The sequence below is a fragment of the Listeria monocytogenes genome (assembly GCF_013282665.1).
Classification (GTDB): domain Bacteria; phylum Bacillota; class Bacilli; order Lactobacillales; family Listeriaceae; genus Listeria; species Listeria monocytogenes_C.
In genome coordinates this window covers 1,992,000-2,013,551 of the sequence record NZ_CP054041.1, presented here as the reverse complement: position 1 = coordinate 2,013,551, position 21,552 = coordinate 1,992,000, and the positions used below count along the sequence as shown (strand labels likewise).

The following is a 21,552-nucleotide window of genomic DNA, read 5'->3' as shown; positions in this document are numbered from 1 at the left end:
CGCTCCTTTTATTTCAAAGTAAATTGCATTCCTTCTTGGAATTTCTTCGAGAAGAATAAGAATAGAATGATTAGTGGAAGTGTTAACAGTACCGAAGCCGCATACATTGGGCCTGGATAGGTTGCATACGGGCCAAACATTTGTGAGATAAGCACATTCAACGTGACCGTTCCATCACTCTTCGTTACAAGCATATCCCAAAGTAAATTCGTCCATCTGTCTGTGAAAAGGAATAAGAAAATAACGGTCGTAATTGATTTAGACATTGGCAAAACAACCCGAAACAAAATCTTCAAATCACTCGCCCCATCCAGTTTGGCAGCTTCAATTAATGTGTCTGGTATCGCTTTGAAAAAGTTGGTATACATGAATACAGCCCATAAGCTAAGCATCGTTGGAATAATCATTCCCGCATAGGTATCCAATAATCCAAAATCCGTAATCATTAAAAACTGCGGAATCAGCAAGATAATTGCCGGGAAAAACATTTGAAATAAAATCGCATTATTAACAATTTTTTTGCCCTTAAAATCCACTTTTGCAAGTGCATAACCAACCATTAGACCGAAAAGCAGCATCAAGCCTGTCGCAATGGTGGAAACAATAATTGTATTAATAAACGCATGAATCCATGGTGCCGGTGCCGCAACGACTGAATTACCAAATAACCAATCCCACGAACGAGTAGTGAATTCTGTCGGAATCAACTTTTTATCTACTTGATCCCAAGCAGCAAATGAGTTTAAAACCAAATAAATAAACGGATAAATCATGATCAGCATGAGTAATGTTGTCAGTATATAGCGAACAATTTTACCCGCTTTACTATTATGTCCAACCATTTCTTTGACCCCATTTCTCAAGCATTTTCTTAATCACACCAATTGATGCAAACGTTACAGTAGCAGCCATTAGAGAAATCGCTGAAGCATAACCAGAATTCAAGTTAACAAACGCTTGGTTGAAAATCTCCATTTGCCATGTGTTCGTTGCAAAGTTTGGTCCACCGCCAGTCAGTTGGTAAACTTCGGTAAAAATACCAAAACTCACGCCAACCGCTAAAACAATCACGGTAAATAAAGCTGGGTAAAGCATCGGCACAGTCACTTTCCAAAATGTTCTAAATCGACCAGAACCGTCCATCGCTGCCGCTTCATAAATTTCATGATTAATACTCGCAAGACCAGAAATTAAAATAAGCGCATAATAACCAGACATTTTCCAAGCAATCATCAAGGAAATAATAACGAGTGCTGACATCGGCGTCCCCAGCCAATCAATATCCCAACCAAAATGCCCACGTAAAAACACATTTAGCGCACTATTATAAGAAAGTAAACCTTGTACAATAAGAGAAGTTACAACACCTGAAGACAAGTACGGAAGGAAAAACGCCACCAAATAAAGCCCTTTAAACTTCGGCAAGCCGTTCACTAACACAGCGACAATCATCGAAATAATTAACGCCATAGGAACAAACACAATTAAAAATTTATAAGTAACAAAAAAGGCTGCTTTTACTGCCGGACTAGTAAATGCCTTAATAAAATTATCAAAGCCTACAAAATTGATCTCTGGACTCATCATGTTCCAATCAGTCACGGATAACCATATTGACCAAACAAGTGGCACTAAGAAAAATATCGCAGTGAATATGAGATACGGGCTGGTAAATGACCAGCCCAATTTGTTATTTCGCCGCTTCATTCTTGAAGCACCCCGTCCTCCGCTTTCTTCATATCTGACCATGCTTTAGCAGGTTTTTTCTCCCCGCGAACAACCGGGTTCCATGCTTCTTCACCAAGAATTTGTTGAATGTCATTGTATTTTGCGTCATCCATTGCAGGAATACTATATGGTACATTAGCTGCATAAACTTCGAGTTCTGGATTTTCTTTAAAGAATGCTGTGAAAGTTTCGTTTTCTGTTGCATCATCACGCGCAGGAATTAAGTTAGTTGTTTCTAAGAATTTCAAGTCATTTTTGTCATCGTTATAAACGAATTTCAAGAAATCCATTGCTGCTTCTTTTTCTTTATCTGTTGCTTGTGCATACATTACAACGCCTTTCGAATCAGCGTATGTAGCAATATTTTTTTCATTCGCCATGCTGTCTGGTACTAGTGGCGCTGTGATTGCGTAGTTTTCGTTATATTTAAGTTCCGGGAATTTTTCGTCCCAGTTAGGGAAAGTCCACGGGCCATTATCTGCCATGATGCTTGTTCCAGTTTCAAATGGATCTGTTGCTTTACTTGCAAGAAGTAATTTGTTTTTTTGTAATTCGGACATAAATGTTAATAACTCTGTTCCTGCTTTATCGTCTGCTACTAATTTGCCATCTTCTACAAATGCATTTCCTTTAGAAGCTGCATCATAAAGCGGGAAGAAATCAAACCAGCGCATCCAAGCAGTTGGATCAGATAAATCCCCTTTCGCCCAAAGCACTTTATCTGGATATTTCGCTTTTAGTTTTTTACCAACTTCTAGCGCTTCACTATATGTTTTTGGCGGTGCATCATAGCCAAGTTCTTTCAGTGTATCTAAACGCCAAGCAAAAAGAATTGGATTGGAGTAAACTGGCAGCACATATTGATTTCCATCAGAGAATTTCCAAGAATCCATTGTTTCGCTCATGTTTCGTTCTTTGACAACATCATCAAGTCCTTTTACATCGTTCAAAGGAACAATCGCTTTACTGTCAGCTAATTGCGCAGCGAAACTACGATTGATATTTTCAGACATTGTTGGCGCCGTTTTAGAGGCAATAGCTGATTGGATAGTTGCTTCCGATGATGGACTTTCTTTCATTTGGGAAACTTCAATCGTTACATCTGGATTTTCTTTTTCGTAAGCTTTCGCCATTTCATCCCAATATTTTACTTGTGTTGGATTTGGAGCTGCCCAAAACGTTACTTTTGTTTTACCATTATCATCGCCTTTGCTGTTTCCACCGCCACAAGCAGTGAGTAATGACCCAGCAACCACAACACTAAGAGCTGCAATAGCAATTTTTCTAATCTTCATATCAATAATCCTCCTAATTCCACTTTTTGTAATTGTAAGCGCTTGATTACGATTACATTATCACATTACATTTTTGTAATGTCAATAATTACTTTTAATAAACCTGATATTGTTAAGCTTTAATTGTTTTATCACCAAAAACAAAAAGAATTACTTTTTACATTACTTTTCAATTATAAAATTTTTGCTATTTTGTGAATTTACTTCTATAATAGAATAAATAGAGAAAAACGGAGGGGAACCATGAAGAAAGTTACGATGCAGGATATTGCTGACAGGCTAAATATAACCAAAAATTCAGTCTCACAAGCTTTAGGCAATAAAAATGGGGTTAGCGAACAAACTAAACTAGCGGTTTTTAAAATGGCTGATGAATTAGGTTATAAATATAAAAGAGAAATCGCACGTGAGGTTGTCAAAGAAAAATTTGCGCTTTTAGCAACTTCTTTCGCCCTTTCGCAGCGCAGTTTTTTTGGCGAAATTATTGATAATATGAAACAAAGTATTATCGCCCACCAAGCCGAACTTATTATTTTTCCAGTTACGGATGAGGAAGCGGCAACAAATCAATTGCCCGAGCAGCTTACAAGTGAGAACTGGACTGGAATTTTCTTGCTGTCGCATATTAACACCGATTATAGTAAAAAAGTAATCGACCTCGGCATACCAGTAATACTGATAGATCACCATGATCCTCATTTAAAAGCCGACGCGGTTATTAGCCAAAACAAAGACGGCGCTTTTATGGCCGTAGAATTTTTAATTCACAATAAGCATCAGAAAATCGGTTTTCTTGGTGATGTTACTTTTTCTCCAAGTTATGAAGAGCGGCTAGAAGGATATAAAAAAGCTTTGCAGTACTATCACATTCCTTTTAACGAAAAATATGCCATCACTCGCATCAAAGAAGAACAAACTACATTGTATAGAACTTTAGACGAACTGGACGAACTCCCTACTGCTTGGTTTTGCGTCAACTCAGGTCTTGGATTTATTCTCAACACTTATTTGCAGTCGAAAGGCTATAATATCCCGAAAGACTTATCGATTATTTGCTTTGATAATACCGAGTTTACTGTACTAAGTAATCCGCAGCTGACAACGATGTGTACTAACCTTAGTTTTATGGGTGAGAAAGCTGTCGAACTGATGTATAATCGCATAAGAAAACCAGATGAAGGTTTTGTTCATCTGGCGCTTGCAACTAATTTAATAGCCCGAGATTCTGTTGGCGAAAATAAAAAAACCGATTCAGCGAGCGAGAGCTGAATCGGTTTTCTTTATTTGGTATTTAAAACAGCGACATCTTTTTGCAAAAACGTTAAAACAGCTGCAAATAATTTGTCCGCTTGTTCATCTTGACAAATCACGTGTTTCGAACCTTCTAAAATAAATAATTCTTTTGGACCAGGAATACTTTCCATTAAGAAATTAACACTTTTTTCAGCAGGAACTACTTGGTCGGCACTGCCTTGTGCAATAAAAGTTGGAATTTCAATATGTTCAAAAACTGGCTTTGCTAAAGCTACCATTTTTTTGAATTGTAGCGCGGAAGTCCAAGGCGTTTCCGTTACTTTCTTTTGGTAACGTTTGAACATCGGGCTGTTTTTGAGCGTGACTTCTTTCGCTTCCGTTAATACTTGCTTGGAATTTTCGACAAGTTGCGGCCATTCCATTGCATTTACGGCTGTGCTCAGAAGTACTAGTTTTTTTACTTCCGGATAATGTCTCGCGAGCCATCCAGCGAGTAATCCCCCCATAGAAAAACCAATAATATATACTTCATCGTCTTCTTTTAGCATTTGGCTTAAAATACTATCTACAAAAACAATCCAATCTTTATACGTCACATTCTTTAAGTGGCGCAGGTGATCATGGCCAGGTAATGTGGGTGCTAAAACATCCCAATCTGTATGCTCTCGCAAATAGTCAGCGAGCGGCTTCACCTCGGACGGCGAACCAGTAAAACCATGAATACACAAACAAGCAACCATTATGCCTTTCCTCCTGTCCAAATTATTACCATTTAAGCGGTAATATGTTCTGTCCAATTTTAGTCGTTACTTAATAATAAGATTTTCTACCACATCTTTCAAGCCCATTCCGTAAGAACCTTTGACCAGTATCCACTCATTTCCTTTTATTTCAGAAAGAAGCGCCGTCTCAAGCGATTCTTTCGTGTCAAAATGATGAACTTTTCCCTGACCAATTTTCGCTTCCGCTACTTCTCCAAATGCTTTCATCGCATCACCATATAAGAAAACTTTCTCAATCGTGTCACTTTCTAACACCTCAGCTGATTCTTGGTGTAGTTTTGTCGACAAATCACCAAGCTCCAACATATCAGCAAGGACCAAATATTTTGGTTTGCCGCTCGAATCCATATGCATGAACGTTTTTAAAACCGTTTTGAGCGCTGTCGGACTAGAGTTATAAGCATCATTCAAAATACGCGCGCCACTTTTCGTTGTAATCCATTCTAAACGACTTTTAGAACGTTCCATATTTTTCAGCGCAGATTGAATTTTTTCGCCTTCAATTCCAATTTCTCTTGCCGCAAGCATCGCTGCCATTGTATTGAAAACGTTATGTTCACCAATAATAGGGACAAAAATTTCTAGTTCCGGTTCCCAATTAGTTATAAAAGAAGTACCTTCTGCTTCCGCCTGGATTTCTAACGGATAAATTTCCGCAGCTTCCGACTTACCAAAAGTGAGCTGTCTAAAATCACCATTAATATTCCCTAGCAGTAAAGTTTCTTCATGTGGATAAATTAAAATTCCACTGGGATTAAGCCCCGCAGTAATTTCCAGTTTTGCTTTGGCAATTTCTTCGCGCGAACCAAGATATTCAATATGCGCCTCACCGATATTCGTAATAATCGCGATATCGGGTTTAGCAATTTTGGAAAGTACTTCAATTTCATGACGATGATTCATGCCCATTTCAAGTACAGCAACTTCCGTATCTTCTGGCATCGTTAAAATCGTATATGGTAAGCCGATATGGTTATTAAAGTTCCCACCAGTATAATGCACTTTGTACGTTGTTTCTACAATCGCAGCCATAATATCTTTTGTCGTCGTTTTACCATTGCTTCCGGTAATCGCAATAACTTTAGGCTTTACTTGTTGGATATATTTTGCCGCTAGTTCTTGAAGCGCGAGCAAAGTATCTTCTACTAAAATAACCGGGAAATCCGTTGGTGGATTTGGTACATTTTTTTGCCAGAAAGTAGCTACAGCACCCATTTCTCGTGCTTGCCCCACAAATTCATGTCCATCGCGCACATTCCCTACAAACGGAACAAATAAATCACCTGACTTTATTTGCCTTGTGTCAAAACAAACGCCAGTAATGACGACATCGCGAAATGCATCTACATGAATGGAACTATCTAACATTGCTACTATTTCGCCTACTGTTTTTTTCAAATTAATCTCTCTCTTCCATAAAAAAGCAGCTTCCGCATATGAAAACTGCTTTCTTGTTTATTTTAGTCTTCTAATTTATATTTAAGTGCATTTTTGGCTGCGTGGCGTTCTTTCGCTAAATCGACTAATCGTTCAATTAACGCTCCATACGGTAAGCCCGTTTCCTGCCAAAGAAGAGGATACATGCTGTACGGTGTGAAACCTGGCATTGTATTCACTTCATTTAAGAATAACTGATTATCTTCCGTTAAGAAAAAGTCCGCTCGCACGAGTCCGCTTGCATCAAGACCTAGGAATGCTTGAACTGCATATTCTTTCATTTGTTCCAAGATTTCCGAATCTACTTCAGTCGGAATAATTAACGCAGTATTGTTATCCTGGTATTTTGCTTTGTAATCGTAAAACGTAGCAACTGCACCTTCTGGCAAAATTTCACCTGGAACAGAGCAAACTGGCGTATCATTTCCAAGTACGCCCATTTCGATTTCGCGTGCAACGACACCTTGTTCAACAACCACACGACGATCATATAAAAATGCTTCTGTCATTGCGTCCGCTAATTCTTTTTTGTTTGTTGCCTTACTAATACCAACACTTGAACCAAGATTTGCCGGTTTTACGAAGACTGGATAGGTAAGTACCTCTTCCATTTCCGCAATCATTTCCGCTTGATAGTTTTTCCAATCAATTAAACGCACTGCAACTGCTGGAACTTGCGGAATGCCAGCATCTGCAAAAATTTTCTTCATAACGATTTTGTCCATTGCAGCAGAAGAAGCCAATACACCGTTACCAACATATGGAATGTTTAATACTTCGAACAATCCTTGGACAGTGCCATCTTCTCCGTTTGGACCATGTAAAAGTGGGAATACGACTGTTTCTTGTCCGTCCGCTTCTAAAACGGCCGGGCTAATCGCTTCCCCTTCTGATTTTTCTGATTCAGTTGTAGCAAGTTTTATTGTATCTGTAGCCGAAAAACGTAATTGTTCGACAAAATCTAACTTTCCAGAAAGAAGTGGTCCTTGAATCCACTCCCCTTCATTCGTAATATATATTGGCGCAGCTTCGAATTTTTCTAAATCCAAAGCGTTGATAACTGAAAATGCTGTTTGTAAGGAAACTTCGTGTTCAGCAGATTTCCCACCGTATAACAAAATTAATTTGGTTTTCATAATACCCCTCCGTCATTATTCGCTTTATCTATTTTACCATGTTTTGACAGGATGAAAAGGTATAACTAAAAAATAGGCTGAAAAAATCTTCTTTTTTAAATAAGAAACGTGCACGCTTATTCCAAAAAGGACTTTTTCAACCTAGCTTATTAAACACCAGATGTTAATTTCAAGCCGACCACGCCGGCAATAATCATTGTAATAAAGAGCAATTTACCAACACTCTTACGTTCTTTAAAAACAATCATTCCAAGTGTCACACTACCAACGGCGCCAATTCCTGTCCAAATCGCATAACCTGTACCAATCGGAATCGTCTTAAGCGCGAGGGATAGTAAAAAGAAACTTGCCGACATAAAAATAATCGTCAGTATCGCATATCCAAGTTTTTTAAAGCCATCTGATAATTTCAGCATGACAACGAAGACCATTTCGCATAAACCTGCTACGAGTAAAAATATCCAATCCATCGTTATTTAGCCTCCTTTTCAGACTCATTGCCATCCACTAGTTTCAGACCAATAATCCCTGTTAATAATACGATAAGCGAAACAATCTTCCAAAACGAAACACCTTCTGAAAGGAAAAGCATCCCAATAATCGCTGTCCCAGCAGCCCCAATTCCAGTGAAAACAGCATACGCCGTCCCAATCGGAATGGACTTCATGGAAATCGAAAATAAACCAAAACTAACAATCAAAAATGCTATTGTCAAAAGGCTCCATCCTAACATTGTGAAACCATGCGATTCTTTCAGTCCAAATGCCCAAACAATTTCTGATAATCCTGCCATAATTAAATAAAACCAAGCCAATTTCCTTACCTCCCATTCATTTGAGTAAACTTGCGAGAACTGCCCAAGCAGATTTTCTTCGCAACTCAAATTCCGTTTCATCATAAATGCCGTGCTCCACACTCAGTCCATCAAGCAGTGCATAAAAAACGTGCATCCACCTTATAAGCGCTTCTCCGGATACTATTTTTTCTAATGTTTCGCGCAATATCTGATTCGTCAGTTGTTCGTATGTCTTTGTTTCTTCCTTTAATTCTTGAAAAAGTGACTTAGGTGGATAAAAGACGGCGCGCTGGAAAAATTTCTTCTCATTAGGATTGCTAGAAAAATCTGTTGCCACAAAGAAAATAGCTTGTAGCTTTTCTTCCCCAACTAAATCCTCTCGCTCCGCCACTCGTCCGAGTTCTGTTAATTCCATCTGGATGCTATCTTGATAAACTTCTAAAAAAAGAGCCTCTTTTGATACAAAATGGGCATATAACGATGGCGTCTTAATTCCAACAGCTTTCGCGATTTCCGAAAGTGCCGTCCCATCGTAGCCTTTTTCCGCAAAAAGGGTTAACGCTACTTCTTTAATCCGTTTCTTCGTCATAAAGCAACCTCCTAACTAACGTTCATTAGTTAAATTCTAGCAAATAAAAAACCAAACGTAAAGGGAAAAGTTTGATTTTTTATTTTTCGATATAATTCCATTCGTTTTGTTTTAAATCATAGACTAATTTGGCGACTTCTTCTTCATAATAAATTTTGGAAGAAATCTCTAATTCGGTCATCTCTTCAGTTAGTCCGTGTCCTATTGGTACTTCGATTTGCGTGCGCGTTCTCACGACATCATCGAGCGCAATACAAGCTCCGTCCTTAAAATGATCCGCCATTTTTTTCAATAGTTCTACTGGTGGCTCCGCAACATATTTTTTCTTACTAAATGAAAAAATACTTTTCTCATTAACTAATTCAGCTGTTTTGCGTGCAATGACGTAGCTTAATAACATATAAAAATGATTAAGATTCCGGTAATATACTTTATTATAACGACCGTCTTCCCTAGTTAAGTAAACAAAATTATTTTGTAATTTATAATAAAATGGAGAACGCAAATGGCGTCCCGTATGCGCGAGATAAAGCATCTCCGCTACTTCTTGTGGTGTTAGTTGGTTCAATAGTTCCACATCTTCAAAATCAATCCAACATAGTGGATTAAAATTCTCTTTGGAGATGTTGGCTAAATCGCCTGGCTCTAGGTAGTGAAAAGCTGTGTGTGCATTGTAGGAGGCATCTTCAATATTGTGCTTAATTAACAAAATATTTTCAGGTGGTTGCCCCACACCATTTAAGAAATCACAAAAAGAAATGCCGCTTGTCGCCACATTGTTAATGACGTGATCAATATGCACATAAATAGATTGTTGGTTATCCGTTTCTTTTTTCATGTATATGCCTCACTATATCTCTATTTTCTTCTATGACAAAAGCCTTCCACTCCATCATACAACATTTTTACGTAAAAAGGATAACAGAAACATCAAAACTTAATGACTAATTCATGACAAAGAAAAAAAGTGAAGTTATTTTATATGTAAATCATGGTACTTTGAGTCATTTTAGTTACTTCAAAGTCGCACAGAATAACATATAAAAACTTCACTTTTCGATTTACTGTAATCGAAGTGTCATATTTGGCATCGCTTTACTACTAACTGATTTCCAAATATCTTTTCGTGATTTTGTTTTCTCAACAACAATTCCTTTTTCTTTGAGCTGACGGATTACTTGATTCAAGTCTTTTTGATTATTATCCAATCTCATCACTCCATCTTCAAAATTTGTTTTCATTCTTTTTGTTTTTCTCTCTTTCCTTACTTTATCATATTATCTTTACTAAGAATACCCTATTAATCAAAAAAATAACCAAAATCACCTATTTTTTTCAAGAAAGCGTTTGAAATCCGAATTTTTTTTGATAATAATTAGGAATTATCAAGAAAACCATTTTATTCTAACAAATGTAAATTTATACCTTGATTATGTATAATTATAGAATATAATTGAGAAAAATTGTGAAAAAAGTGCAAAAAACAAATTAATTTGTGACAGAAATGTGAAATATTAAAATCTCAAAATATTTTCTGTTTTTCATTTCTAACCCCAAACACCTATTTAACTAGGCTAATCCTTCCAACAGTTAATTTTTATATTTCACATTTCCGACACTGATTTACTTTCAAAAGTCCTATATAATTATATACAAACTAGACATCGGAGGACTTACATGAAAAAACGAATTATTATTATAAGCATTACTATTTTTACTGCTTTTTGCGTTATAGGAACCTATCTTTTCTTAACAAATCAAAAGACCTCAGTTCCAAAAGGAAATACTGCTACTTCCCAAAAATCTACGCCTGCAAAAAAAGAATCAACACCTGTAGAAAATCAAAAGAAAGTCGCCTTAGACAAAGATAATATCAGTCTAGAAACTGAATTTGGTAGTAAAATTTTAGAATTTAATAGATTGACAGGAAAAGTGTCTCAAGAAGGCTCTCATCAAAACCCTGTTATAAAAATCCAACCTACTAAAGATACTCAAAAAAAGACAAGTAAATCTACACCAGAGTCTCAAAATAAAGAATCAACAAATCCGACTCCAAATAATGAAAGTAAAACAGACACTGCTCCTAATAAAAATATGAGTTTTTATGATAAGGAACGCGTAATGGCTCCGATTAATGCACAGTTAGCTAATTTAAACTTGGAAGTACTCGAAGAAAAGGAACCCCTTGTAGTGGGAGCTGATATAACAAAACTACAAAATTTAATCGCTACAAAACAACTTAGTTACAAAGAATTAGCTGGTATTTACCTTAACCGAATTAAAAAATATGATCAAAATGGCATTACTTTAAATTCTATCAGCGAAATTAATCCGTCTATAATTGCGGAGGCAGAGCAACTTGATAAATTAGCTGAAACAAATACATCTCCTTTATATGGAATGCCTGTCGTTTTAAAAGAAAATATTGGAACCGTTACTATTCCGACGAGTGCAGGAACTGTAGCGCTTAAAGATTGGATAGTTGGTGAAGATGCAGAAATCGTAAAAAACCTCAAAGCCAATGGCGCTTTAATTTTAGGCAAAACGAATATGTCAGAATGGGCCGCCGGAATGGATGATGGTGTTCCTAATGGTTATTCTGGCAAAAAAGGAAATAGTAAGAATCCATATAGTTCTGAACTCGATCCTTCTGGTTCTAGTTCTGGCTCTGCAACGGCTGCTACGACCGATTTTGCGGCAGTTGCTATCGGAACAGAAACAAATGGTTCCATTATTTTACCCGCATCCGCTCAATCTGCTGTTGGATATAAGCCAAGCAGAGGATTGGTAAATAATGCTGGAATTATTCCTCTCTCTAGTCGATTCGATACGCCTGGACCACTGACAAGATCAGTGACAGATGCATACCTTACTGCAAACACTTTTACTAATCTAACGACTCAAGCCTCTCTCTCCAAAGATGCATTAAAGGGCAAACGAATTGGTATCTTAGCAGATAGTGAAAGTACCGAAGAAACAGCTGTAATAAAAAAAATCAAGCAAGATTTAAAAAATGCCGGAGCAACTGTTGTAGAAAGTATTAATATTGGTGAGTTTGAGGAAGTTGATCAAAATTTCTCTATTTTATTAAACGCTGATTTCAAACACGATCTTAATCAATTTTTAGGAAATAATCGTGCGCCAATGTCAACGTTAGAATCTATCATTACTTTTAATAAAACAAATCCAAGTAGAAATATGAAATATGGTCAAGCAGAACTAGTAAGAGCCCAGCAAAGTACCACAACAAAAGCACAAGCGGATACTTTAGCAAATAAGCTTATTCAAATAACACAAACTGAACTAGATTCTGTATTACAAAAAGATAGACTTGATGCTGCGGTTACTATTGGTATGGGAGGTTCTGTCACGTTCCTTGCTCCAATTGCTGGTAATCCAGAGCTGACGATTCCTGCTGGTTATGACGAAGAAACGAACGAACCAATTAGCTTAACCTTTATTTCTGCAAGGAATAGTGATGTTTCTTTATTAAATATGGGTTATGCCTACGAACAACAATCCAAAAATCGTAAAAGCCCTAATTTAACAAGTAAATAAAAAAACAAAAATGCTTTGGTGATTACCAAAGCATTTTTGTTTTTTATAAAACTTTATCTAAGAAACTGATCGTTCTTTCATTCTTTGGATTATCAAAAATCTCAGCTGGCTTGCCTTCTTCGACAATATAGCCACCATCCATAAAGATAACTCGATCACCAACTTCACGAGCAAATCCCATTTCGTGGGTAACAATAATCATTGTCATGCCATCTTTTGCTAAGTTTTTCATAACCCCTAAAACTTCACCAACCATTTCTGGATCGAGTGCAGAAGTCGGTTCATCAAATAACATAATATCTGGATCCATCGCAAGGGCTCTTGCAATCGCCACCCGTTGTTTTTGTCCACCAGAAAGTTGGCTAGGAAATTCTTCGGCTTTTTCTCGTAAGCCCACTTGTTCTAGTAAATGTAAGGCATTACTTTTCGCGGCTTCTTTGTCCATTTTTTTCAATTCAACAGGTGCCAATGTGATATTTTCTAAAACAGACAAATGTGGGAAAAGATTAAAATGCTGGAAAACCATGCCGATATTTTCGCGAACTTTATTAATGTCTATTTTTTTATCCGTAATATTAAAATCATCGACAACTACATCACCCGCAGTAATTTCTTCCAAGTTATTCATACAACGAAGAAATGTACTTTTACCAGAGCCAGAAGGTCCGATGACGCAAACTACTTCGCCTTCTTTTACTTCTATATCAATGCCTTTTAACACTTCATTTGCGCCAAAACTTTTTTTCAGGCCAGTTACTTTAAGTTTAGTCATTTCGTAATCTCCTTTCTAAACGATCGGATATTTTCGTTAAAATAGTAATAACGATAAGGTACATAATTCCGATGATTAGCCATGTCCATGTGCTTTCGAATGTACGCGCCATAATGATTTTACCTGATTGAGTTAATTCGACGAGTCCAATTGCTGACATAATCGATGTATCTTTCAAAGTGATAACGAATTGGTTAATAAATGACGGAATCATCATTCGAATTGCTTGCGGTAGAACAACTTTCATCATTGCTTTTTTATGAGGTAAACCAAGACTTCTTGCTGCTTCCATTTGTCCTTTGTCGACCGATTGAATCCCACCACGAACGATTTCTACCATGTAAGCACCAGCATTCAAGCTTAGCGCGATAACCCCAGCTAAGAATACGGGCATCCTGAAATCAAGCGCTGCTGGAATACCAAAGTAGAAGAAGAATGCTTGTACAATTAATGGTGTTCCACGGAAGATATCGACATAAACAGTCGCAATCCCGCGCAAGATTTTGCTATTGCTCACTTTCATAAATCCGAATGTAATACCAATAATGAAGGCGATTATTAGTGAAACTACAGCTAATCTAATCGTCAACCATAAACCGGATAATAGTGCAGGCCAAGAAGATTTTATAATCCCCATAAAACCTTTTTCGGTTGTGTTTTCTTTAATCGCATTATCGCCTAAATAGTTCTCTAAAATTTTATCATATTCGCCGCTTGCTTTAATATTAACTAATCCAGCATTGAATTTCTCTAAAAGTTCTTGGTTTTTGCCTTTGTTGACAGCAAAACCATAGGAATTTCCTTTTTCTTTATCCGTAACAATCTTTAAGCCATTTCCTGTTTGAACGCCGTAAGCTAGTACGGGATAATCATCAAAACATGCTACAGAATTTCTTGTTTTAACATCATCATACATTTGTGCTGAGTCGTCAAAGACAACGATATCGAAGCCGTATTTATCCTTGATTTTTTCTGCGAATGCATAGCCTTCTGTACCTGTTTTAACAGCTACTTTTTTTCCTTTTAAGTCGTCGTAAGTCTTGATTTCGTCATTATCTTTCAAAATCCCCATAACGACACCAGAATCGAAGTACGGATCAGAGAAATCGAACTTTTGTTTACGTTCGTCTGTAATACTCATCCCAGCGATAACACCGTCTACTTGGTTAGCTTCTAGTGCTTGTACCGCTGCATTGAATCCCATTGCTTTGATTTCGTATTTAAAATTTTGGTCTTTTGCAATTGCTTTTAGGATGTCCATGTCAATTCCGACATGCTCTCCATCTTTCTCAAATTCAAAAGGTGCAAAGGTTGTGTCTGTACCAATCAAGTAAGTTTCTTCCGCAGCTTTTGCATTCAACCCGTTTCCTGTGAAAATAAACGTGGCAACACAAGCGATTGCCATCATTAGTATAAAGCGTGAAAATTTCTTCATATTGTGTCCTCCCTCTATATGTGTTTAGCTTAAATGAAATATTTTATGTAGCCTAATTTTTTTCCGTACTTGTAAGATTTTACCATAAGGGTAGATTATTGACCATAGTTATTTATGATAAGATTTTCAACACGACAAAGAGAAGAAGCTAATCCTTATGAATTAGCTTCTATTGATTCGTTATTTGCTTTTCAAAATCATATTCTTTCATCTTTGCGTAGGCGATATAAGCACTTTTAGCATTTTCGATTGCCAGCTCAATTTGCTTCTTTTTACCGCCTTTTTGTGGGAATAAACACGCTTTTCTAAGTGATTCGTTCAGCAAGTTTTTATCTATTTTTTCAGCGATTAACAATTCTTTTGGTTGAATGTTATTAGGATCTTCATAAAACTGATTGAGAAATTTAGCTAAATCTTCTTGAAGGTTTTTTTCGATTGGAAAAACGTGCCATTTACTTCCATTAATTGCGCCATTTCGAACGAAGAAAACAAAGACGCTTAAATGATTATCTTGTTCATAACAGCCGATAATGTCACGATTTTTTAGTCCAGGGAAAATAATATGTTGTTTCTCAATTGTTTCATTAATAGCGTGTATTTTATCTCGAAGCTCTGCTGCTCTTTCAAATTTCAGATTTTCGGTCGCCGTTAGCATATCTTCTTGTAGTTTTGCTTTCACATTTTTAACATCCCCTTCAAGAAACCGACTAATTTTGTGGATTTGCTTTTTATAAACAGCAGGTTCAATTTCTGCCTGGCATGGACCTAAGCATAATCCAAGATGGTAGTACAAACATGGCCGACCTGGCTTTCCGGAACATCTACAAAGCGGAAATAATTTTTCAATCAAATCTACCGTTTGTCTTGCGGAAAAACGACCTGGATAAGGGCCAAAATAATGGGCGCCGTCTCGCTTTACCTCGAATACAACTTCAATATGCGGATTTTTTTCGTTCGTAATCTTGATATATGGATAGCTCGTCCCTTCTTTTAGTTGAATATTAAAGGGTGGCTGGTATTTTTGAATTAAAATCATTTCGAGTAGTAAAGCTTCTTTTTCGGAAGTTGTAATTATTAATTCTAAATCTCGAATTTGCCTAACAAGTCTTGCTGTTTTTCCAATTTGTTTGCTATGAAAATAAGATTTTACGCGATTTTTCAAGCATTTAGATTTGCCAATATATAAAATTTCGTTATTTTCATCTCTATAAATATAACAACCTGGCGATTCAGGTAGTAAGGTCAATTTCTTTTGTAATTTGTCGTCCAAAGGGCTTCCCCTCCTTCTAGAACATCTATTCTATCCCTAGTCACCCTTTTTGTAAAGACGCAAAAAGAACTAGCGCAAACTTGTTAGCTAGTTCTTCCTATTGGCTATTCGCCCCACACATCTTTCGCAAGTTGGACAACATAGCGTAATTTATTCCATTGTTCTTCTTCCGTTAAAATATTGCCTTCTTCTGTTGAGGCGAAACCACATTGTGGACTTAAGCGCAACTGACTCAGCGGCACAATTTCACTTGCTTCTTCTATCTGTGCTTTAATGGCTGCTTCATCCTCTAATTCGCCTGTCTTAGATGTAATTAAACCAAGAACGATTTTCAAGTCTTTACGCGTCACATATTTTAGTGGAGCAAAATCTCCAGAACGTTCATTGTCATACTCTAAAAAGAAACCATCGATATTTAGTTTGCCAAATAACGTTTCTGCTACTGGGCCATAACCGCCTTCTGCGATCCAAGTGGAACGGAAATTACCACGACAAATGTGCATCGTAATAACCATATCAGCCGGTTTAAATTTAATTGCTTCATTGATAAGATTTTTATATGTTTCTTGTAAAGTATCTGGGTTAAAACCTCTTTGACGTACGACTTCGCGCTGTTCATCTGAGCATAAGTAGCTCCACGATGTATCATCTAATTGCAGGTAGCGACAACCAGCATCATAAAATGCTTGAATCGCTTTTTGATACGCAACAGCTAAATCTTTGGCAAATTTGTCCGCATCATCTAAATATGGCTGATACTCGATGTCACCGCGGTAATGAAGCATCGCCGGACTTGGAATCGTTTGTTTCGCAACATGCTCGTCCCCAACAGTCTCTTTGAGAAAAATAAAATCTTCTATAAATGGATGTGTGGTGAAATCGATTGGCCCGGTAATTTTTACCGAATGTGATTTTGTTTGGACTTTGCTAAACTGAATACCTCCAGCCGCATCATACCCTTCTACCCCATCCAAATTCTCCAAGAAGTCAAAATGCCACCAAGCACGACGAAATTCGCCATCGGTAATCGATTTTAAGCCGACTTCTTTTTGCTTTTCAACGATGTATTTAATTTCCGTATTTTCCACTTCCCGCAACGCTGCATCAGTTATCTCACCGTTTTGGAATTTCTCGCGCGCGTCTTTAATTGCCTTTGTTCGTAAAATACTTCCAACATGATCTGCATAAAATGGTGCTACTTGATTCATTTTCTTCGCCTCAATTCGTTTTATTTTTATGTACAAAAAAACTTCCCCTCAAAAGACAGCTTTTAAGGGAAAGTGAATTTACCTGATTCGCGTGCCTTATCTGTCAGTGTTACCTGCTGGATTTGGCACCGTGAAACATCCGGTTGCCAAGGCTTCACAGGGCCAGAACCCTCCACCTTTCTTGATAAGTTGCTATGTAATTGGTTTTTATTATATCGTTTGTTTCTCGTTGTTGTCAAATTTATTTCTGAATATTTATGCTTCTGCGATAACTTCGATTTCGATTTCAGCATCAAGTGGTAATTTCGCTACTTGGAAAGCACTTCTTGCCGGGAAATCACTGGAAAAGAATGTGGCATAAACTTCATTTACGGCTGTGAATTCCTTTAAATCTTTGAAAAAAACAGTTGCTTTAATGATTTTTTCTAGTCCGGAGCCCGCTTCTTCTAACACGGCTGCTAGATTTTTGAAAGCTTGCTCGGCTTGTTTTGTTGCGCCTTCTGCTAATTCTCCAGTTTCTGGGTTAATACCAAGTTGACCTGATGTAAAAATAAGTCCGTTCACTTTTACAGCTTGCGAGTATGGTCCTAGTGCTTTTGGGGCTGATGATGTTTGAATAATTTCTTTTGCCATTTTATCCCTGCTTTCTTTTATGGTATGCTTTTATTCTAATCAATCATGTTTGTTTTAGCAATGAAGGGGGATTTTTGAATGATTTTAACGATATATTTAATCGCGATAACGCTTATTTCTTTTCTATTATTCGCTATTGATAAACGGAAAGCAATCAAACACGCTTACCGGATACCCGAATCTGTACTGCTTTTCACCACTTTTCTCGGTGGGGCTTTTGGCAGTTGGATGTCGATGCAGTTGTTTCACCATAAAACCCAAAAGCCGAAGTTCCGTATTTTAGTGCCGCTTGCGATGGTTTGGACTGTTGGGGTTTTGGTTTGGTGGTTGTATTAATCTCCATTAAATTTTAAGCTTTGTAATTTTCATATTCCCAAAAGAAATAATTTTGCAGCGCTTCACAAGAATCATCCCAGCTCTCTTTTGTACATTTTTCCAAAATGGATTCTATTTTATCCAAAAGTAAATCATAACGATAATATTCCAATACGATTGCTTTTCGTTTCCCTTTTGGAAGTTTATACAAAGTTGCTGGTGTTACCACTGGAACATGAAAATAATTGCCTCTTTTCGTGCCATCATTTGTTCCAATAAACAAATCAACAACAAGGTAAAGGTCTTTTTCGGGGTCATATTCCCAATCTTTAAGTGGAATTTCTAGTTCTGTTGAATGAATTTCTTGTAATAAAATAAGCTTTGAGTTATGTTGTTTTTTCATTTAGCTCCTCCGTGTTAATTTAAGAATCTATAGTCAGTATATAATAAACAAAGTACTTTATGTAATATTAAAAACAGAAACCCCTCTTCAAAAAGGGATTTCTGTTTTTTTATGCTTCTTTAAAAAATTTATTCTGAATCACTTTAATTATCTCCATCATCACAACTGCTCCGAGCGCTAAGCCAGCTGCAATCGACCATTCATGTAAGCCGAATGTTGCTGGGATCGAGAAGATTTCACGAGCTCCTGGTAGTACGGTAATTCCGTATAGGACGAAACAAAGTAATACCGCGCCGATTACGTATTTGTTGCTGAAGAATCCTGCGCCAAATGCGGTTTGGACGTTCGAGCGGGCTGCAAATGTTTGTAATGTACGAGCTAGGATAAGTGTAGTGAATGCCATTGCAACACTCATTTCTGGTGAAATTTGCATACCGATGTATTGTGAGATGATAACGGCGATACCGATTAAGACACCGCGGCTAATAACGGCACGCATCGTTCCACCGGCAAAAATACCTTCGTTAATATCTCTCGGTTTGCGTTTCATTACATCAGGTTCTGCTTTTTCCATACCTAGCGCAATTGCTGGTAAAGAGTCATTGACTAAGTTGATAAATAATAATTGTAGCGCTGTGAACGGGTTAATCCAGTCCAGTACTAGCGCGAATAAAATCGCTATAATCGCTCCTAAGTTTCCTGCAAATAGATAAGCAATTGATTTCTTAATATTGTCAAAAACGGTTCTACCAACGCCAACTGCATCCACAATCGAAACGAAATTATCATCTGTTAGAATCATTGCAGCTGAGTCTTTCGCAACGTCTGTTCCGCTACCCATTGCGACACCAATATCGGCTTGTTTTAAAGCAGGTGCATCATTGACACCGTCACCAGTCATAGCAGTGATTTTACCTTTTTTCTGCCAAGCTTTGACGATACGGATTTTATTTTCTGGAGAAACTCGGGCATAGACAGCGATATGTTCTAGTTTTTTGTCGAGTTCTTCTTCTGGCATTGCGTCGAGCTCTTGACCAGTTAATGCGATATCATCCGCATCCATTAAACCAATGTCGCGGCCGATTGCTTGTGCTGTAGTTTTATGGTCTCCGGTAATCATCACCGTGCGAATGCCGGCTTTTTTTGACTCTTCAATGGATGCATATACGGCTTCACGTGGTGGGTCAATCATTGCAGTTAAGCCAACTAGCACGATATCTTGTTCATCTTCTAATTTTAATTCGGTTGTATCAGCTGGCATTCGTTTGTAGCCGTAAGCTAGGACACGAAGCGCTTGATTGGAAAATTCTTCGTTTGTTGCTTTTAGTTTCGTTAAAATTTCTTCTGTCATCGGCTTTTCTTCCCCATCAAGGAAAACATAGCTACAACGTGCGAACATCACGTCTGGACCACCTTTTGTTAGCATGGCTTTGTTGTCATTAAAGGTGTGTAGTGTTGACATTAATTTACGATCTGAATCAAAGGGAATTTCGCCTTCACGGATGAATTTTTCGCGAATTTCATTGTAATCTTGATTGTTTTTATTACTAAAGGCAATTAGCGCTACCTCGGTAGGATCGCCTAGTTCTTTACCTTCACTATTAATATTTGAGTCATTACAAAGTACCGCTATATGAATTAAACGGCGTTCCCCTTCTGACCAATTTTCTGGACTTTCCGGGAAATTTTCTTTTGTTCCATCGGGTAAATAGTAATCGACTACCGTCATTTTATTTTGCGTTAACGTTCCGGTTTTGTCTGTACAAATAACGCTTGTGGAGCCTAGTGTTTCAACTGCTGGGAGCTTTCTAATAATCGCGTGCTGCTTCGCCATTTTGTTCGTTCCGACCGCAAGTACAATCGTTACAATAGAAGAAAGTGCTTCCGGAATGGCTGCTACTGCTACTGCCACGGCAAACATAAAGGCATTTAAAATCGCCGTTGCCATATCCGCTGAATTGTCGCCAAGTAATACGCGGCCAGCTTCGACAGCAAAAATAAGTACACAGAGTGCTAAAATACCAATCCCTAACTTTTTACTAAATGATTCTAGCTTTCTTTGTAGTGGTGTTTGTTTTGCTTCTGCTGTTTCAAGAAGTCCGGCGATTTTTCCGATTTCTGTTTCGCTCGCTGTGCCTGTTACAACAAACATTCCGCGACCATATACAACGAGGGAACCACTGAAAACCATATTCACACGATCGCCAAGCCCTACTTCATCTGGAATGGTATCAATATATTTCTCGACCGCTTCTGATTCCCCTGTAAGCATCCCTTCGTCAATTTTTAAAGAGCCACTTTCAAACAAGCGGCCGTCTGCTGGGACAAAATCCCCCGCATCTAAAATAACGACATCGCCTGGAACAAGTTCACGCGCATGAATGCTTTGCTTAGAACCATCGCGAATAACTTTGGCGACGGGTGCAGACATTTCTCGTAACGCATCGAGCGAACTTTCTGCTTTCCTCGTCTGAACTACGCTAATAATCGAGTTGACAATAAGCACTAAAAAGATAATAAGCGATTCAACTACTTCGCCTAAAACCAACTGCACTAAGGCAGCAATGACTAAAACAATAACCATTGGATCTTTAAATGTTTCAAGAAAAAGTTTCCAAAGTGGATCTTTCTTTTTATTCTTCAGTTCGTTAAAACCGTATTTTTCTTGTCGTTTTGTTACCTCACTAGTTGTTAAGCCTTGTTCTGTCGCTTCTAGTTGTTCAAATGTTTCTGCCGCGCTTTTGCGGTAAATCTCCAATCATGTCAGCCCCTTCCAAACAATTTATGTGTTAAGTATAACAAATCTTAACAGTGAAATAATATTGATAACACTGGAAATTTACACACTCTTAACAAACAGCGCTTTCAAGTATCCCTTTTAGCTACTAAAGGCAATAAATAGTTGAACCGGACACAAAAAACAGCTATACTACAAGCAGAT

General features: G+C 37.6%; 21 protein-coding genes and 1 riboswitch. Of the genes, 3 read left to right on the top strand and 18 right to left on the bottom strand.

What is annotated here, in order from left to right; translation table 11 throughout:
- Positions 1–8: 8 nt before the first annotated feature.
- From HRK21_RS10090 to HRK21_RS10080, 3 genes are read right to left on the bottom strand one after another with little or no spacing between them, the layout of a single operon-like run.
- Positions 9–842, bottom strand: coding sequence for a carbohydrate ABC transporter permease (locus tag HRK21_RS10090; protein WP_003721426.1), 834 nt, complete (start codon positions 840–842; stop codon positions 9–11).
- Positions 829–1,707 carry a carbohydrate ABC transporter permease gene (locus tag HRK21_RS10085; protein WP_031695183.1) on the bottom strand — a complete coding sequence of 293 codons (879 nt, stop codon included), beginning with the start codon at positions 1,705–1,707 and terminating at the stop codon, positions 829–831. Before HRK21_RS10085 ends, HRK21_RS10090 begins: the two co-directional genes overlap by 14 nt.
- The gene (locus HRK21_RS10080; protein WP_069888471.1) at positions 1,704–3,023 is read right to left on the bottom strand and encodes an ABC transporter substrate-binding protein; all 1,320 of its coding nucleotides are present in this window, start codon (positions 3,021–3,023) and stop codon (positions 1,704–1,706) included. The genes HRK21_RS10085 and HRK21_RS10080 overlap by 4 nt, the downstream gene beginning before the upstream one ends.
- A gap of 243 nt (positions 3,024–3,266) precedes the next feature.
- Here HRK21_RS10080 and HRK21_RS10075 point away from each other — a divergent pair, with 243 nt between their 5' ends.
- Positions 3,267–4,292 (top strand): LacI family DNA-binding transcriptional regulator, encoded by a 1,026-nt coding sequence (locus tag HRK21_RS10075; RefSeq protein ID WP_003738480.1) that lies wholly within the window; start codon positions 3,267–3,269, stop codon positions 4,290–4,292.
- A gap of 11 nt (positions 4,293–4,303) precedes the next feature.
- On the opposite strand, the gene HRK21_RS10070 is transcribed toward HRK21_RS10075, so the two are convergent.
- From HRK21_RS10070 to HRK21_RS10035, 8 genes are all read right to left on the bottom strand, one after another.
- Positions 4,304–5,017 carry an alpha/beta hydrolase gene (locus tag HRK21_RS10070; RefSeq protein WP_069888469.1) on the bottom strand — a complete coding sequence of 238 codons (714 nt, stop codon included), beginning with the start codon at positions 5,015–5,017 and terminating at the stop codon, positions 4,304–4,306.
- 66 nt (positions 5,018–5,083) lie between these two features.
- Entirely contained in the window at positions 5,084–6,457 is a 1,374-nt protein-coding gene (locus tag HRK21_RS10065) for a UDP-N-acetylmuramoyl-tripeptide--D-alanyl-D-alanine ligase (RefSeq protein ID WP_070006781.1), read from the bottom strand.
- 62 nt (positions 6,458–6,519) lie between these two features.
- The gene (locus HRK21_RS10060; protein WP_070006780.1) at positions 6,520–7,632 is read right to left on the bottom strand and encodes a D-alanine--D-alanine ligase; all 1,113 of its coding nucleotides are present in this window, start codon (positions 7,630–7,632) and stop codon (positions 6,520–6,522) included.
- A gap of 149 nt (positions 7,633–7,781) precedes the next feature.
- Entirely contained in the window at positions 7,782–8,102 is a 321-nt protein-coding gene (gene sugE2, locus HRK21_RS10055) for a quaternary ammonium compound efflux SMR transporter SugE2 (RefSeq protein ID WP_003738477.1), read from the bottom strand.
- A 2-nt stretch (positions 8,103–8,104) separates the two neighbouring features.
- A complete protein-coding gene (sugE1, locus tag HRK21_RS10050; RefSeq protein ID WP_003738476.1) occupies positions 8,105–8,446 on the bottom strand; it encodes a quaternary ammonium compound efflux SMR transporter SugE1 in 342 nt (113 codons plus the stop codon).
- A 16-nt stretch (positions 8,447–8,462) separates the two neighbouring features.
- Positions 8,463–9,017, bottom strand: a complete 555-nt coding sequence (gene sugR / locus HRK21_RS10045; RefSeq protein WP_070006779.1) for an efflux SMR transporter transcriptional repressor SugR — start codon at positions 9,015–9,017, stop codon at positions 8,463–8,465.
- Positions 9,018–9,096: 79 nt separating this feature from the next.
- Complete coding sequence (locus HRK21_RS10040; protein WP_003738474.1) at positions 9,097–9,855, bottom strand: hypothetical protein; 759 nt, start codon at positions 9,853–9,855, stop codon at positions 9,097–9,099.
- 223 nt (positions 9,856–10,078) lie between these two features.
- Complete coding sequence (locus HRK21_RS10035) at positions 10,079–10,225, bottom strand: Lmo0850 family protein (protein WP_008947247.1); 147 nt, start codon at positions 10,223–10,225, stop codon at positions 10,079–10,081.
- Between the two features lie 469 nt (positions 10,226–10,694).
- On the opposite strand from HRK21_RS10035, the gene HRK21_RS10030 reads away from it, so the two are divergent.
- Positions 10,695–12,575: an amidase family protein gene (locus tag HRK21_RS10030; RefSeq protein WP_069888465.1), complete on the top strand. Its 1,881-nt coding sequence runs from the start codon at positions 10,695–10,697 to the stop codon at positions 12,573–12,575.
- 43 nt (positions 12,576–12,618) lie between these two features.
- Here the strand turns inward: HRK21_RS10030 and HRK21_RS10025 are convergent, their stop codons facing one another.
- From HRK21_RS10025 to HRK21_RS10005, 5 genes are all read right to left on the bottom strand, one after another.
- The gene (locus HRK21_RS10025) at positions 12,619–13,347 is read right to left on the bottom strand and encodes an amino acid ABC transporter ATP-binding protein (protein WP_003738472.1); all 729 of its coding nucleotides are present in this window, start codon (positions 13,345–13,347) and stop codon (positions 12,619–12,621) included.
- Entirely contained in the window at positions 13,340–14,782 is a 1,443-nt protein-coding gene (locus HRK21_RS10020; protein ID WP_003738471.1) for an amino acid ABC transporter substrate-binding protein/permease, read from the bottom strand. The genes HRK21_RS10025 and HRK21_RS10020 overlap by 8 nt, the downstream gene beginning before the upstream one ends.
- 169 nt (positions 14,783–14,951) lie before the next feature.
- Positions 14,952–16,052, bottom strand: coding sequence for an excinuclease ABC subunit UvrC (gene uvrC / locus HRK21_RS10015; RefSeq protein WP_070006778.1), 1,101 nt, complete (start codon positions 16,050–16,052; stop codon positions 14,952–14,954).
- A 104-nt stretch (positions 16,053–16,156) separates the two neighbouring features.
- Positions 16,157–17,260 carry a 5-methyltetrahydropteroyltriglutamate--homocysteine S-methyltransferase gene (locus HRK21_RS10010; protein ID WP_070007024.1) on the bottom strand — a complete coding sequence of 368 codons (1,104 nt, stop codon included), beginning with the start codon at positions 17,258–17,260 and terminating at the stop codon, positions 16,157–16,159.
- 93 nt (positions 17,261–17,353) lie between these two features.
- Positions 17,354–17,451: riboswitch (SAM riboswitch) on the bottom strand.
- A gap of 64 nt (positions 17,452–17,515) precedes the next feature.
- A complete protein-coding gene (locus HRK21_RS10005) occupies positions 17,516–17,893 on the bottom strand; it encodes a RidA family protein (RefSeq protein WP_003736015.1) in 378 nt (125 codons plus the stop codon).
- A 78-nt stretch (positions 17,894–17,971) separates the two neighbouring features.
- Here HRK21_RS10005 and HRK21_RS10000 point away from each other — a divergent pair, with 78 nt between their 5' ends.
- Positions 17,972–18,229, top strand: coding sequence for a DUF1294 domain-containing protein (locus HRK21_RS10000; RefSeq protein WP_070006777.1), 258 nt, complete (start codon positions 17,972–17,974; stop codon positions 18,227–18,229).
- Positions 18,230–18,242: 13 nt separating this feature from the next.
- On the opposite strand, the gene HRK21_RS09995 is transcribed toward HRK21_RS10000, so the two are convergent.
- Together HRK21_RS09995 and HRK21_RS09990 are read right to left on the bottom strand one after the other, a co-directional pair.
- Positions 18,243–18,611 carry an Imm8 family immunity protein gene (locus HRK21_RS09995; protein ID WP_070006776.1) on the bottom strand — a complete coding sequence of 123 codons (369 nt, stop codon included), beginning with the start codon at positions 18,609–18,611 and terminating at the stop codon, positions 18,243–18,245.
- 109 nt (positions 18,612–18,720) lie between these two features.
- A complete protein-coding gene (locus HRK21_RS09990) occupies positions 18,721–21,369 on the bottom strand; it encodes a calcium-transporting ATPase (protein WP_069888463.1) in 2,649 nt (882 codons plus the stop codon).
- Positions 21,370–21,552 lie beyond the last annotated feature (183 nt).

Coding starts and splice junctions, on each gene's coding strand:
- sugE2 (WP_003738477.1), bottom strand. CDS start 8,102: ATGGATTGGATATTTTTACTCGTAGCAGGTTTATGCGAAATGGTCTTC.
- HRK21_RS10085 (WP_031695183.1), bottom strand. CDS start 1,707: ATGAAGCGGCGAAATAACAAATTGGGCTGGTCATTTACCAGCCCGTAT.
- HRK21_RS10070 (WP_069888469.1), bottom strand. CDS start 5,017: ATGGTTGCTTGTTTGTGTATTCATGGTTTTACTGGTTCGCCGTCCGAG.
- HRK21_RS10030 (WP_069888465.1), top strand. CDS start 10,695: ATGAAAAAACGAATTATTATTATAAGCATTACTATTTTTACTGCTTTT.
- HRK21_RS10060 (WP_070006780.1), bottom strand. CDS start 7,632: ATGAAAACCAAATTAATTTTGTTATACGGTGGGAAATCTGCTGAACAC.
- HRK21_RS10010 (WP_070007024.1), bottom strand. CDS start 17,260: ATGAATCAAGTAGCACCATTTTATGCAGATCATGTTGGAAGTATTTTA.
- HRK21_RS09995 (WP_070006776.1), bottom strand. CDS start 18,611: ATGAAAAAACAACATAACTCAAAGCTTATTTTATTACAAGAAATTCAT.
- HRK21_RS10000 (WP_070006777.1), top strand. CDS start 17,972: ATGATTTTAACGATATATTTAATCGCGATAACGCTTATTTCTTTTCTA.
- HRK21_RS10075 (WP_003738480.1), top strand. CDS start 3,267: ATGAAGAAAGTTACGATGCAGGATATTGCTGACAGGCTAAATATAACC.
- HRK21_RS10080 (WP_069888471.1), bottom strand. CDS start 3,023: ATGAAGATTAGAAAAATTGCTATTGCAGCTCTTAGTGTTGTGGTTGCT.
- HRK21_RS10005 (WP_003736015.1), bottom strand. CDS start 17,893: ATGGCAAAAGAAATTATTCAAACATCATCAGCCCCAAAAGCACTAGGA.
- HRK21_RS10020 (WP_003738471.1), bottom strand. CDS start 14,782: ATGAAGAAATTTTCACGCTTTATACTAATGATGGCAATCGCTTGTGTT.
- HRK21_RS10040 (WP_003738474.1), bottom strand. CDS start 9,855: ATGAAAAAAGAAACGGATAACCAACAATCTATTTATGTGCATATTGAT.
- sugR (WP_070006779.1), bottom strand. CDS start 9,017: ATGACGAAGAAACGGATTAAAGAAGTAGCGTTAACCCTTTTTGCGGAA.
- HRK21_RS10090 (WP_003721426.1), bottom strand. CDS start 842: ATGGTTGGACATAATAGTAAAGCGGGTAAAATTGTTCGCTATATACTG.
- HRK21_RS10025 (WP_003738472.1), bottom strand. CDS start 13,347: ATGACTAAACTTAAAGTAACTGGCCTGAAAAAAAGTTTTGGCGCAAAT.